Annotated in this window: 13 protein-coding genes; 7 read left to right on the top strand and 6 right to left on the bottom strand. The window is 66.8% G+C overall.

Features of this window, described 5'->3' with window-relative positions:
* Positions 1 to 31 precede the first annotated feature (31 nt).
* Positions 32 to 823, bottom strand: coding sequence for a hypothetical protein (locus IW252_RS11995; protein ID WP_196836769.1), 792 nt, complete (start codon positions 821 to 823; stop codon positions 32 to 34).
* A gap of 30 nt (positions 824 to 853) precedes the next feature.
* On the opposite strand from IW252_RS11995, the gene folP reads away from it, so the two are divergent.
* Positions 854 to 1,813 (top strand): dihydropteroate synthase, encoded by a 960-nt coding sequence (folP, locus tag IW252_RS11990; protein WP_196836768.1) that lies wholly within the window; start codon positions 854 to 856, stop codon positions 1,811 to 1,813.
* Entirely contained in the window at positions 1,806 to 2,546 is a 741-nt protein-coding gene (locus IW252_RS11985; RefSeq protein ID WP_196836767.1) for a pyrimidine reductase family protein, read from the top strand. Before folP ends, IW252_RS11985 begins: the two co-directional genes overlap by 8 nt.
* 17 nt (positions 2,547 to 2,563) lie before the next feature.
* On the opposite strand, the gene IW252_RS11980 is transcribed toward IW252_RS11985, so the two are convergent.
* Positions 2,564 to 3,562 (bottom strand): diacylglycerol/lipid kinase family protein, encoded by a 999-nt coding sequence (locus IW252_RS11980; RefSeq protein ID WP_196836766.1) that lies wholly within the window; start codon positions 3,560 to 3,562, stop codon positions 2,564 to 2,566.
* Positions 3,563 to 3,607: 45 nt separating this feature from the next.
* On the opposite strand from IW252_RS11980, the gene IW252_RS11975 reads away from it, so the two are divergent.
* The 3 genes from IW252_RS11975 to IW252_RS11965 all read left to right on the top strand — a co-directional run bounded on the left by IW252_RS11975 (position 3,608) and on the right by IW252_RS11965 (position 5,758).
* On the top strand, positions 3,608 to 4,540 hold the full coding sequence (locus IW252_RS11975; RefSeq protein WP_196836765.1) for a J domain-containing protein: 933 nt from the start codon (positions 3,608 to 3,610) through the stop codon (positions 4,538 to 4,540).
* 55 nt (positions 4,541 to 4,595) lie between these two features.
* The gene (locus IW252_RS11970; RefSeq protein WP_196836764.1) at positions 4,596 to 5,069 is read left to right on the top strand and encodes a tRNA (cytidine(34)-2'-O)-methyltransferase; all 474 of its coding nucleotides are present in this window, start codon (positions 4,596 to 4,598) and stop codon (positions 5,067 to 5,069) included.
* A gap of 140 nt (positions 5,070 to 5,209) precedes the next feature.
* Positions 5,210 to 5,758, top strand: coding sequence for an anti-sigma factor (locus IW252_RS11965; RefSeq protein WP_196836763.1), 549 nt, complete (start codon positions 5,210 to 5,212; stop codon positions 5,756 to 5,758).
* On the opposite strand, the gene IW252_RS11960 is transcribed toward IW252_RS11965, so the two are convergent.
* The 4 genes from IW252_RS11960 to IW252_RS11945 form a co-directional block, all read right to left on the bottom strand.
* The gene (locus tag IW252_RS11960) at positions 5,755 to 6,513 is read right to left on the bottom strand and encodes a PIG-L deacetylase family protein (protein ID WP_331271530.1); all 759 of its coding nucleotides are present in this window, start codon (positions 6,511 to 6,513) and stop codon (positions 5,755 to 5,757) included. The genes IW252_RS11965 and IW252_RS11960 overlap by 4 nt on opposite strands.
* Position 6,514: 1 nt before the next feature.
* Positions 6,515 to 7,459, bottom strand: a complete 945-nt coding sequence (locus tag IW252_RS11955) for an electron transfer flavoprotein subunit alpha/FixB family protein (protein WP_196836762.1) — start codon at positions 7,457 to 7,459, stop codon at positions 6,515 to 6,517.
* An 18-nt stretch (positions 7,460 to 7,477) separates the two neighbouring features.
* Positions 7,478 to 8,290 (bottom strand): electron transfer flavoprotein subunit beta/FixA family protein, encoded by an 813-nt coding sequence (locus tag IW252_RS11950; protein ID WP_196836761.1) that lies wholly within the window; start codon positions 8,288 to 8,290, stop codon positions 7,478 to 7,480.
* 172 nt (positions 8,291 to 8,462) lie between these two features.
* Entirely contained in the window at positions 8,463 to 9,968 is a 1,506-nt protein-coding gene (locus IW252_RS11945; RefSeq protein WP_196836760.1) for a S1C family serine protease, read from the bottom strand.
* A 274-nt stretch (positions 9,969 to 10,242) separates the two neighbouring features.
* Between IW252_RS11945 and IW252_RS11940 the strand changes: the two genes are divergently transcribed.
* Both IW252_RS11940 and IW252_RS11935 read left to right on the top strand, forming a co-directional pair.
* A complete protein-coding gene (locus tag IW252_RS11940; RefSeq protein ID WP_196836759.1) occupies positions 10,243 to 12,315 on the top strand; it encodes a TPM domain-containing protein in 2,073 nt (690 codons plus the stop codon).
* A gap of 47 nt (positions 12,316 to 12,362) precedes the next feature.
* Positions 12,363 to 13,136, top strand: a complete 774-nt coding sequence (locus IW252_RS11935; RefSeq protein ID WP_196836758.1) for a PspA/IM30 family protein — start codon at positions 12,363 to 12,365, stop codon at positions 13,134 to 13,136.
* Positions 13,137 to 13,165: the final 29 nt, after the last annotated feature.

The raw sequence follows: 13,165 nt of genomic DNA, 5'->3' as shown, positions 1-13,165 counted from the left end.
GCGCTTCAAGTGTAGCGCCGAGCCCGGCCACTCACTCAGCGGCTTCGCCTCCCGCGGTGTGGGCGTCCCGTGGATTGACCTCATCGCGATCTAGTCGAGTCCCTGCCTCGAGCCGAAGGGCCTCGACGGCGCCCCGCTCCCCAGCGCTCGCCGCGACGACCGCCGCGATTAGCTCGGCACTGCCGCCGAGAATCGTGGAATCCTCGAATAATTCGGTCGAGACAAACCAGCTGCGGTCGGCCGGCCACACCAAATCCGGCGCGCGCCGTTCGGCGGTCCGCTCCGACTCCGCCCACACCGGGTTGCGCAGGTCGGCGAATGTGCCCGAGAACACCCAATACTGCTGGTATCCGCCCTCGCCCAAGGTCAAGACGTCGGCCCGCTCGGCCGGGCTCAGGATCATCCGGGCGCCGTCGTTCTCTCCGCCGGCGAAGGCATATCCCGTCCACAAGGCGAAGTAGAGCTCCGCCGATTCCGTCTGCTCCTCCAGCACGTCGGTCAGCGCGGACAGGTCACTCAAGGGGAGCCCATCCGCGCGGGGAGGGTCTCCTTCCCAGGCGTCATCGGCGAGCGCAAACCCGTTCTCGTCGATGCCGGCGAGCGCATCAAATTGTGCCCCCGCGTGGAACGTGGCTCCGCGCGTACGGGCAATCTCCGCCCAGCGCACCGGCTGGCCGTCAAAGTCCACGGCCGGGTGAAACAGGCGCGCGTACGACTCGAAGGCGGCGGGAAGCTGGGCTTCCGGCGTAGGGGTGGGCCGAGCCTGTTGAGCGGCCGCGGCCACCCACGCGGCGGCATGCGCTCCGGCGAAGTTCATCGTCATACCTCCAGACTAGGTGCTCTCCTGATAAGAATGGGGTGGTCAACCCAAGGAGTCGCCGCCGTGTTCGAACCGCCATTGCTTCACCCCTTGCACCACTTCGGGCACGTCGAGCTCGACTTCTCGCGGCGGATTGCCGTAATGGCCATCGTGAACCGCACGCCGGATAGCTTCTACGATGCCGGCCGCACGTTTGCGCTGGACTCCGCCGTCGCCGCGGCGCTGACGGCCGTGGACGACGGCGCCGATTGGGTGGACATCGGCGGCGTCCCGTTCGCCCCCGGCCCCCCACTCGACGCGCACGAGGAAGCGGACCGGATCGTTCCGGTGATCCAGCAGGTCCGGTCGGCGTCGCCGACCATCATCTCGGCGGATACTTTCCTGCCGGCGGTGGCCGAACGAGCCATCGAAGCCGGAGCCGATGTCATCAATGACACCACGGGTCTCGCCTACCCGGAGCTCGCCCGCGTCGTCGCGGACGCGGGAGTGCATCTGGTCTTGACCCATTCGCTGGCCAAGCCCCGGACGGTGTACGCGCGCCCGGCCTATTCCGACGTCGTCACGGAGATCGTGGACTTTCTCCGGCAACGCATCGACGTAGCGCTGCACGCGGGCATCGCGCCCGAGAAGATCATCATTGACCCGGGACACGACCTCAACAAGAACACCCTTCATACTCTCGAGATCACGCGCCGTTTCAGTGAAATCGCTGAGCTCGGCTACCCAGCGCTAGCTGCCGTATCCAATAAGGATTTCATTGGCGAGACGCTCGATCTGCCGAAACCGGACCGCACGTCCGGCTCACTCGCGGCGGCGACTATGTGCGCGCTGGGTGGCGCCCGGATTGTGCGCATGCACAGCGTGACCGATTCGGTCCACGCCATGCGGCTCATTGAGGCCGCCCAGGGGTGGCGCGAGCCGGCGTATTTGAAACACAACATGGGCGAGATCAACGAACCCGCCCACCAGCCAAGGGACACCACGGATGCCTAACCAACACGCACTGACCGATGCCGACCTCCTCGCCGCCTATGCTCCCCCGAGCGGTCCCTTCGTTCGTTTCAACTTCGTCTCCTCCCTCGATGGGGCGGCCACGGTGGACGGGGTCTCGGCCGCCCTTGGAGGCGAGGCGGACAGCCGCCTCTTTGCGTTGCTGCGCTGGCACGCCGATGTGGTGCTCATCGGGGCCGGGACTCTTCGGGCTGAGGGCTACGAGGGAGACTTAGTCGACGCCGCGGCTCGTCAGTGGCGAGCCGATCGGGGGCTGCCCGCGCACCCGGGGATCGCCGTGATCTCGGGTGAGCTCCAGATCGAGGCGGACTCGGACTTCTTCGTGCACGCACCGGTCCGTCCCGTCCTTCTGACGACGACGGCTGCGGCCTCCTCGGAGCGGGCTGAACGTCTGGCCGAGCAAGCCGACATCGTGGCCGTGGGCGAGACGATCACGCCCGCCGGCATCTTGGCCGCGTGCGCGGACCGCTCTTGGCAGCGGATCCACGCCGAAGGAGGCCCCCACGTGCTCGGGACGTTCATCGACGCCGACGCAGTGGATTCATTCTGCCTCACCTTGGCCCCTTGGCTCACCGGCGGGCAGGCCTCCCGCATTGCCACCTCACGGGATTCCAGTCTGCGACGGCTGGCTCTGCACCAGGTGTTGGTCGACGGTGACGAACTGCTGCTCGAGTATCGGCGCGCCTCGCACGAGGGCGCGCTACCCCGCCCGTGAGCTGCCGACGAATCCGACTACAGCAGCAGGCGTAACGCCTGTGGCACCACGGTGACCGTCGCCGGCAACGCTGCCACGGGCTCGCCGTCCGCGTGAGCCAGGATCGGGGCTCCCGAAGCCAATTCAAGGCGGACGGTGCGCGCCCGCTGGATCCTGACTCCCGGAACCGTGAGGTGCGTCCCGGCGAAGACGCGCGGAAACACGGTAAGGAACCGGGCCACCATCCCCCAACGATGGGCAGCCAGCTGGTCCACCGTGAGGACGTCAAAACGTCCATCGGCCACGTCAGCCTGCGGAGCGATGCGCATGCCGGAACCGATGTATTGACCGTTGGCACACGCGGCGAGCAGGTAACGACGGGGCCGGGACGGGCGCCCGTCGAGCGTCATGCGGTACCGCCGGGGCACAAAGCGAACGAGTTCGACGAGGACGGCCACGTTGTAACGCTGGCCCGCCGGCACCCAGCGCAGGCGGTCCGCGCGCCGGTTCACGACGGCGTCGAATCCCGCTGAGAAGACGCCGACGAAGTACGACGGCCCGGCGGCTGAGTCGACGCGGCCGACGTCGACGCGGCGGCCGGGGCGCCGAGGCATCGTCTTCGTCGAGCAGACATCAGGGAGGGCGCCGACGAGCCGTGCGACGGCTTCGGCTGGCCGAGCCGCGCTCAATCCCATGACGCGCGCAAAATCGTTCCCCGTGCCCACCGGAAGCAGCCCGAGCGGCACGTCGCGTCCGGAGACCATCAGCGCGTTCACGACGTGGTGAACCGTGCCGTCACCGCCCACAGCTACCACGGCAGCCAGGCCCGGCTCGTTCAGGCGCGCAGTGAGGGCACCGGTCGCGGCCCGCACCCTCGAGGCGAACATGAGCTCGGGCCGATACCCCGCCCGCCTCAAGGCGAGCCGGGCGGCGTCGAGCGCGCCGCGGGCTCGTGCCCGACCTCGTGGATTCACCACCAACAGCACGTGTTCTCCCAGCGCGGATCCTCGCTGCTCGGCGGTGTCTGCCTGATTCACGTATGCAAAACTATCCCAAGATGATTCCCAGCCAAGGAGGGGGCCGTGGCCGCGCAGCGCACGCACTATGACGTTCTTGGCGTCTCACGCACCGCCACCGCGGAGGAGATCAAGTCGGCCTACCGCCGCGCGGCGAGAAAAACGCACCCGGACCACGGCGGCACTGCGGATGAGTTCCGGCTGGTCTCGCTCGCCTACGAAACGCTCGCGGATGCCGAGGCGCGCCGCGCCTACGACGACGCCACGACGGCCGGTCGAACCGCGGCAGAGGGAAGCCGCTCCGCGCGAGCGCGGCCGGCTCCGGGCCGCCCCCAACCCTCGGCACCGTCCGCAGGAGCCCCCCACCCGGCGGCTGGGCCCGTCGTCTTTGTTCCGCCGCTGGACGATCCGGCTGCGCCGCTGGCCAGCAGCGTGGCCCAACAACGCGTTCATGGGGCGCCACGCCGGCGCGGGTTGTTTTCCTCGGCCGCCCGTCTCGACCGCGAATCCGACACCATCGCTCTCGTGCAGCGTCAAGTGCTCTCCGTCTTGCCCGCGGCACGCCTCATCAATGGGCTACGGGTTCCGGGGGAACGGGACGTCGTGGCGCACGGCGTGCTCGCCGGCCATCGCCTCGCGCTGATTGACTCGGCGCTCGTACCCGCCGGGATGTATCGCTGGGATGGTCTTCGGCTCTTTCGCGACGGGCGGCCAACCAAGCACCAGAGTGCGGCAGCGGCCGTGCGCGGGTTCCAGAACGAATTCATGCCCGAACTCAACGTCACCGGATTCACGGTCCTACTCGCTCCCGGCGGCAGTCTGCACGAACCCGTGATTGACTACGCGCGCGGTTCCGAGCCCTCGTCCACGTCCGCCGCAGCACACGTGGTCAATGCCGCCAACCTCGTCCGTGAGCTCAAGCTCTTCTTGGGCACCGGACCGGACCCAGCCACCGTGAATCAGTCGGTTTTGGCGAGGCTGCTCGACTCGATGGCCTAGCCGCGCCAGCGACGCGGGCATCCTCCGGAGTCCCGAGGCGGATAAGATAGCAGGCGTGTTTCGGATCCTCTTCTATACCCCAGAAATTCCCGGCAATACCGGTAACGCCATTCGCCTCGCCGCGGTCACCGGTGCCGAGCTACACCTCGTCGAACCTCTCGGCTTCGATTTCGAGGATTCCAAGCTCAAGCGGGCGGGGTTGGACTACCACGATCTGGCGCACGTCACCGTCCATGCCACCCTTGATGCGGCCCTGACCGCGCTGGCTCCGGCTCGGCTGTTTGCCTTTACCGCCGAGGGAGAGACCCCCTATACGGACATCTCCTATGAGCCCGGAGATGTCTTGATGTTCGGACCTGAATCCGTGGGCCTGCCGGAGGACGTCAAACAGGATCCGCGGGTCACGGACCGCGTCAAGCTGCCCATGGTCCCTGGACGGCGTTCAATGAACTTGGCCAACACGGCCTCCATTGCCCTCTTCGAGGCCTGGCGCCAGCACGGGTTCGCCGGATCCGGCCCACGCGGCTAAGGGATCATCCAGCCAGGTTTCCGGCCAGACACACCGTCGGCACAAGCCGCCTAGGGCAACTTCACAGTTTTCTGCCCTACAGTGGAAGATCACAGGATGATAACGCTAGCCTGTGAATGTCGACGGAACGGACCAGAAGCATGACCACACACCCCGGGCGCCACGCGGGTCAGGACCATGACCACGACGAGGACCTCGGACTCGACCTTGTCGAGGAAGTGTCGACCTCACGCCGTCGCCGCCGTCCGGCCCCCATGAAGCGGCTGGCTCTCGTGGCCATCGCCGTGGCCGTGCTGGTGATCGGCGCCGTCGCGACCGTGGTCACCCTGATGCCCCGCGACGTCGTGGCAGAGGTGGCCTCCGCCGACGACGCCGTCTCGACCTCCGTTGACTATGAGGGCGGTACCGCGCAAGTCTCCGTCTCCAGCGAGCTCAACGCGGGCGCGCTGGAAGTCGCTGGCCTGCCCGCTCCACAAGGCGGCACGGCCTACCGCGCCTGGGTGGTCGACGCCTCCACCGGTTCCCACAGCCCCCTTGAGGCCATCGAGCCCGAGACGACGGACGGTTCGGTCGGCTTCACCGGGGCAACGGACATCATCAGCGTTGACATCACGCTGGAACCGATCAGCGAGGACTCGGACGTCCCGACCAGCGAACCCATCCTCTCGGTCGAACTCCCGCGGGGCTAGAAGCCCGCAATGGTGTCGGCCGCGTTGACCTCAACCACGTGGAAGGCCTCCGCCAGTCGACCGTCGGCGAGCCCCCCGGCGGCGCCTTTGGCCGCCAACTGGGTCCGGACGTAATCCTCCATGCGGCCCACGTCCGGGTGCTGAGTCAGGTGCTGCCGCAACGCGCGCACCTTGAGATCGAGGTGCTCGGTCACGTCCACCCAGTGGTTCTCCCGCTCAGCGGGACCGGCGTAGAGCCACAACCAGCGCAGCTTGAACGCCTCGAGTCCAGCCTCCGCTAGGTGCGGATAGGCGTACGGGTTTTCCACGGCCGGATAGACCGCGCGGGTCACGGCCTCACCACAGGCCAGATGATCGGGGTGAGATCGCTGCAGGCGGGTCCAGTCGCGCTCCGGATGCATGGCCATCACGACGTCGGGACGCACCTGCCGGATCACCGCCACCACGCGCTCCATGACCTCGTGGCTCGGCTCGAGGTAGCCGTCCTTGAAGCCCAAGAAGTGCACCTGCTCGACGCCTAATAGCCGCGCCGCGTCGAGCTGCTCCTGACGGCGCCGCGCAACCATCTCGGCACGGTGCTCCGGGTCGAATCCGCCGGCGTCGCCGTCCGTCATGAGGCAGTACTGCACGTCAACTCCGGCACGGCGCCATGCCGCCACGGTACCCGCGGCACCAAAATCCAAATCGTCGGGGTGCGCGCCGAAGCACAGCACCCTCCGGAGTTCCTCGGGCGCCGGCGGTGCGGGTGATCTCACCTCAGCCCTTTCGCTTCTTAATCTCCTCGGTGGCCTGCGGCAGCACCTCGGTCAGATCACCGACGATCCCGAGATCCGCGATCTCAAAGATCGGCGCATCCGGGTCATTATTGATGGCGACGATGGTTTGCGCGGTCTGCATGCCTGCCTTGTGCTGAACAGCGCCGGAGATGCCCGCGGCGATGTAGAGCTGAGGGGAGACCGTCTGCCCCGTCTGCCCCACTTGGTAGGAATGGTCAATCCACCCCGCGTCGGTTGCGGCGCGGGACGCGCCCACGGCTGCCCCGAGAGCGTCCGCCAAGTCTTCGATCGGGCCGAAATTCCCGTCGAGCCCGCGGCCGCCGGAGACGACAACGCGCGCGTCCGTCAGCCCGGGGCGGCCCGATGCCGGCTTCACTTCGGTACGCTCGATGATCGCGGCGGGGCCCGGATCCGGCGCTTCGAGGGTCCGCACCTCGGCGGACCGCTCCCCGGTGGCACCGGGCTCGACGCTATTGGCCTTGAGCGTGACGATGGCGAGGTGGGGCCCGGTCGTCGAACGCGTGGTGTAGGCCCCGGCCAACACGGACTTGGTGAAGACATCGCCCTCGACGGCCACAACGTCAGTGATCACCCCGGCCGTGAGCTTGACGCCCAACCGTGCGGCAATTTCCTTCGACTCGAGGCTGTTGGTGAGCAGGACGACATCTGCTGCGGCGTCGCGCGCCACAGCAGCGACGAAAGCGGCCGGACCGGCCGCCGGTGCAGCGGCGGTGTCCGCGGAGGGGACCACCACGGTCGTGGCACCATAGCGGCCCAAATCCGCGGCGGCGTCGTGCGGGGCCGACAGCGCGACGACGACGTCGCCCTCGCGTTGACCGGCAACGGTCAGCAGTTCGTGTTCGGCCTTGCCCAATCCATCGGCAGACAGCGAACGGGCATCGACATAGACGAGTGTGGTGCTCATGGTCTTCTCCCTGGTCTCTTAGAGGAGCTTCTGATCGGCGAGGAAATCGGCCAGCTTCACGCCGGCGTCGCCCTGATCGGTGATGACGGTGCCGCCCTGCCTCGCTGGCCGCTCTTCCGCGGACACGGCCACGGCGAGAGAGCCTGCGGTGCCGACCTGATCCGGCGTGAGGCCGATGTCGGCGACCGTTAGCGCCGTCGTTTTCTTCTTCTTGGCGCCCATGATGCCCTTGAAGTTCGGGTAGCGCGGCTCGTCGAATTGGTCCGTCACGGAGACGAGAGCCGGCAGGCTAGCCCGCAGGTGCTGCGTCTGGCCATCGGCGTCGCGCTGGGCCCGTACCTCTGCGCCGTCCACCTCCAGGGAGGAGACCAAGGTCAATTGCGGCAGGCCAAGGCGCTCAGCAAGCTGAGAGGGCACCAATGAGGTCTCGCCGTCCGTGGAGGACATTCCGGTCAAGATGAGGTGGTAATCCCCCGTGGCCCGGATCGCGGCGGCCAGCGCCAGCGAGGTCGCTGCGGCGTCAGACCCGGCCAGCGCCGCATCGTTGAGGTGTAGCCCCTGGGTGGCCCCCATCTGCAGCGACTTCTTGACCGCGTTCGACGCGGCATCCGGGCCCATGGTCAGGACCGTGACCTCGTGCCCAGCCTTGGCGCCTCCGTGTGCCTCGATGAGCTGCAGGGCCGCCTCGACGGCGTACTCATCCAGCTCCGAAAGAATGGACTCCTGCCGGTCCAATCGCGGGCTTTCCCCCGCGAGGTGTCGGTCAAACTGCGCGTCTGGTACGTGCTTGACGAGGACCAAGACTTTTAGCTGCGCCGGTGCGTCGCTCATTGCTGCCTTTCACTCAAGACGCGCGGATTCCCCGGTGGGTTCATCCGCGAGCCGTGGCTATGGGGACATCGCCGCCGACAGCCACAGACGGCTGCGGCGGGGTCAGGCACCATGCTAGCCCGAACCCGCCGCAGAAGTTAATGGTCGATAACTTGTCTCAGACCGATGACCCCTAGTTACCTTCCATCTGACCCAGTGTTACGTCCGCGGTCCGTTCTTGCCCGTTGCGCACATAGTGCACCGTGGCCGTCTCACCGGCGGCGTACTCACGCACGACGGCGGTCAGCGAGAGGCTATCGTCCACGAGGCGGTCATCGACGCCGGTGATGACGTCGCCTTCGGTGAGGCCCGCTTCGGCGGCCGCGGAGCCGTCAACGACCTCACGGACGACGGCCCCCACGCTAAAGGACGATGAGCCCGAGGTGCTGGCCGGTTGGGCCGTCACGGAGACTCCGAGCAGGCCGTGGCTCGCCTCTCCGTTCTCGATCAAATCCTGGGCAATCCTCTGCGCGTAGTCGATGGGGATGGCAAACCCGACGCCGATGCTTCCGGAATCACCGCTGCTGGTCGCTCCACTGCCGCCGGAGGCAATGGCGACGTTGACGCCGATGATCTGGCCGTTGACATCGACGAGGGCGCCGCCGGAGTTGCCATGGTTGATCGCCGCGTCGGTTTGCATGACATTGATGTGGATGGAACCGGCCGACGAGCTCTGCTGCTCTTGCCCCGGGAACTGGAAATTGAACTGGTCGGAGCTGTCCTCATTCGTCTCACCCTCAGCCGGCGCCTCGGGCACGGCGGAGGACTGGATGCTAATAGTCCGGTTGAGCGTGGAGACGATGCCGTCAGTCACCGTTCCGCTCAGGCCCAAGGGAGCGCCAATCGCCACGGCGGTATCGCCCACATTGAGCTCCGCAGAGCTGCCCAGCTCAGCCGGCGTGAGCCCCTCGGCCTCGATTTTGATCACCGCGAGATCAGAGAGCGGGTCGGTCCCGACGATCTGTGCCTGGTGCACCTGCCCGTCCGCCGTGCGCACGGAAAGGTTGGGATTCGCCGTCTCTCCGCCCAGAGTCACCACGTGAGTGTTGGTCAGAATATGGCCTTCGTCGTCCAAGATGATGCCGGACCCGGAGCCGCCTGAACTGTTGGTCGAGGCCTCAATGGTCACCACACTCGGCGAAGCCTTCGCCGCGGCCGCGCTGACGGCGGTGACATTCTCCGGGTTGTTGATCACCGTCTGCTGCCCACCGCTCTGACTGGTCACTGCCGCGGGTGAGGACTGGCCCATGAGGTAGTCCGCACCAACCGCGGAACCCGCGCCAACCGCGGCCGCGAGCACCATGCCGAGCACGAGAGTGGGAGCACCGAAACGACGCGATTTCTTGCGCTGGGGCGGGACGGAGGGCCCGTAGAACGAATGGCCGTCACCAGTCTGCCCGTACTGGTACGTCCCGGTGTACGACGGCGCCTGCGCGGTGGGCGCGCCGGATCCGCCAGGCGTGGACTGCTGGGACCCGTAGCCGCCATAGCGCGGAGGGTGCACAGGGAGCGGTTCGGTGGCCGAGCCGGTCTCTTCAGACGCGGGACGCTCAGCGCCTTCTGACGTCGAGCCATGCGGCTCGGCGCCGCCCGTCGATCCCTGATCGCGGCGCGGTTCCTCATTCGGGTACTGGCTCATGACGTCTTCGATGTCCTTTCATCCGTCTGTTCTGCCATCAACTATGACGGTGGGCCCTGTGTTCCGTTCCAGCTTGCCCTATGTGTTTCCTGTGAGCGAGCCGAAGGAGTTAGCGCACCCGTGGATACTTACGCTCTGAGCGCATCCCGTGTCATTGCCGCGTTCAAGCCTAGTCCCCCGCCCCTTCCCCGCCTAGAATTTCCACCAGACGCACCACATTGACGAAGGGTGACCCATGCTCCTCCGGCCAGCCGGATCTGCCAGAACCGCTCGAGTGCCGTGGGCAGCCGCCGTGGCCGCGTGGGCCGCCGTCGTCCTCCTCTTCACCGTGATGGCCTCACCGGCGCGAGCCGCCGACCCGGTGGACATCCCAGCGGGCGAGTACATCGTGGACACCACCGGACTCCTTGACGGTCAGGCCGAGGAAGTGGAGACGGCCCTGGCGGACCTCCGCCAAGATGCGGGCATCACCCTCTTCGTCGTCGTCGTCGACGCCTTTGAGAATCCCGATGACCGCGAGGCTTGGACGCAAGAGGTGGCAGAGTCCAAAAACTTTGGCAGCTCTGATGCCTTGTTGGCGATCGCGGCGACCGAGCGCCAAGGCCAGCTTGCGGCCCGCGAAGGTACCGACCTCGCCGCCCGGGCCGAGTCGGTGTGGAGCAGCCACGTGGTTCCCGAGTTGTCGAGCAATCCGCTGACCGGAGAGGACGTCGCGGCTGCGGCGATCGCTGCAGCCGACGGCCTGGCCGATCCGACGGCCGGCAGCGCCGCCTCCGCCCCACAGGGCGAATCAGAGAACGGAGGCTTGAACTCCGGATGGTTCGTCGTGATTTTGGTCGGCGCAGCGCTCGTAGTAGCCGTCGTCGTCGCGCAACGGCGACGGAAGGCACCACGCCAGCAGGAGGTTCCCTCCGGAGCGACGAGCGCGTTTCCCTCCCCCACTCCGTCACAGCACAGCGCGCCCGACCCGCTGGCTTCCCTGTCCCTCGATGAATTGCGACGACGCGCGGGAAGCCTGCTCGTGGCAGCCGATGACGCCATCAAATCCAGTGAGCAGGAGATCGAGTTCGCCCGTCTGCAATACGGGGAAGCCGCCGTCGCAACCTTCCAAGAGGACGTCGCGACGGCCCGGGGACATTTGCGCGAGTCCTTTGGATACCAGCAGCAGTTGGATGACCACATTCCGGACTCGGAGCAGCAACAGCGTCAGTGGCTCGGCCAAATCATTCGACTCTGTGATTCGGTCAACGAAACTCTCGAGGCCCATCACACGGACTTCGACGCGCTGCGTCGCTTGGAAACCGAGGCCCCGGATTCCATCAAGCAGCTGCGCCTCGAGGTACCCCAACTGGAGGAACGACTCGATCAGGCAGAAAACACCATGGCTGAGTTGCGGAACCGCTACACGGACACGGCGCTGGCCCACCTGAGCGACAACATTGATCAAGCCTCAGAGCGCTTGGAATTCGTCACGGCCAGTCTCGCCGAGGGCGAGGGCACTGAGGCCGGCAGCTTGGCCATGCTCGTGCGCCGGACCGAGGAGGCGCTGAGCCAAGCCCGCCTATTGATTGATGACGTGCTGCAGGCGCCTGATCTGTTCCAGTCCACCACCAGAGAGCTCGAGGCGGCGGTGGACGACGCTCGGCGAGACGTCGCTGCGGCGCACGCTGCCATGCAGGCGTCGCGGATCCCCGAACTCGCTGGCCCCGCGGCCGCCGTCGAACACGTCCTGACTAGCGTCGAGCGCAAACGCACCGAGCCACGGACCAACCCCGAGGCCTTACTGCGCGACGTCGAGGAGGCACGGGCGCAGTTGGATGCACCCATGGCGCAGCTGCACGGTGAGCACGACCGCCAACGGCGCGCGGCCGAACAGCTCCGATCGGCCCTGCATTCGGCCCAGATCAAGATCCAGAGCACGGAGCACTTCATCAAGGCCCGCCGCGGCGGTGTCCGCTCCACCGCCCGCACGCGCTTGGCGGAAGCCGAACGCCACGTGGATGAGGCCGTCCGCCTGTCCACGCAGGATCCCGCGACGGCCCTGAATCATGCGAACCAAGCACTGCACCTTGCCGAGCAGGCCTCACAGGCTGCCACAGAGGATGTTGACGGGTTCGGCCACGACATGCCTGATCTTTTCGGTGGCGGGTACCGGCGTCGCCGCGGAGGTTCCAGCTTTGGCGGCGGGCTCGGCGGCGCCATCTTGGGCGGAATCATTATCAATTCCATCTTGGACAACGATCACGGCGGCGGCGACCTCTTTGGCGGCGGTGGCTTCGGCGGCTTCTCCGGTGGCGGAGGCGGCTTCAGCGGCGGCGGCTTCGGTGGCGGCGGCGGAAACTTCTAAGTTCACTCAACAACGATTCATCAGACCAACCACGAAAGGTAGCGACCATGGAAAAGCAGTCCATCATCGGCCGTATCACTCAGCTGGCCAAGGCCAACATCAACGCTCTGCTCGATCAGGCTGAGGATCCGCAGAAAATGTTGGATCAGATGTTGCGCGACTATACGAACAACATTTCTGAGGCCGAGACGGCCGTCGCTCAAACCATTGGCAATCTCCGGCTGATGCAGCAGGACCGCGAGGAAGACGTCCGCACGGCCACCGAATGGGGCAACAAGGCCTTGGCCGCCTCCCGGAAGGCCGATCAGGAGCGCTCTGCAGGCAACGGCGCGGCGGCCGCGAAGTACGACAATCTTGCGAAGGTGGCCATCCAGCGACAGATGCACGCCGAGTCCGAGGTGCGCAGCGTTGAGCCAACGATCGCGTCCCAGGAGCAGGTCGTCGAGAAGCTCAAGGGCGGGCTGGAGCAAATGAAGACCAAGCGTCAGCAGCTCGTCGCCAAGCGCGACGAGCTGGTGGCGCGTGCCAAGGCGGCCGAGGCCCAGAACCAAGTGCACGACGCGCTGAAGAGCGTCAACATCATGGACCCGAGTTCCGAGGTCTCCCGTTTCGAGGAAAAGATTCGCCGCGAGGAGGCCCGCGTGCTCGGTGCCAACGAGTTGGCGGCCTCCAGCCTCGACGCGCAATTCGAGGAGCTCGAAGATTTGGGCGAGGACCTCGAGGTCGAGGCGCGGCTGGCGGCCCTCAAGCAGGGCCGGACCCCGGCCGAGCTGGGTCAGGCCTCCGCCGAATCGGAGGGCGCCACCTACCACGGCGCCTAGGACGCACTCGTCCTGAAAACGCACAAGGC

It is taken from the genome of Zhihengliuella flava (assembly GCF_015751895.1).
In the GTDB taxonomy this organism is placed as follows: domain Bacteria; phylum Actinomycetota; class Actinomycetes; order Actinomycetales; family Micrococcaceae; genus Zhihengliuella; species Zhihengliuella flava.
Note: the sequence above shows the minus strand (reverse complement) of the source record. Positions and strands in the feature narration are given on the sequence as shown.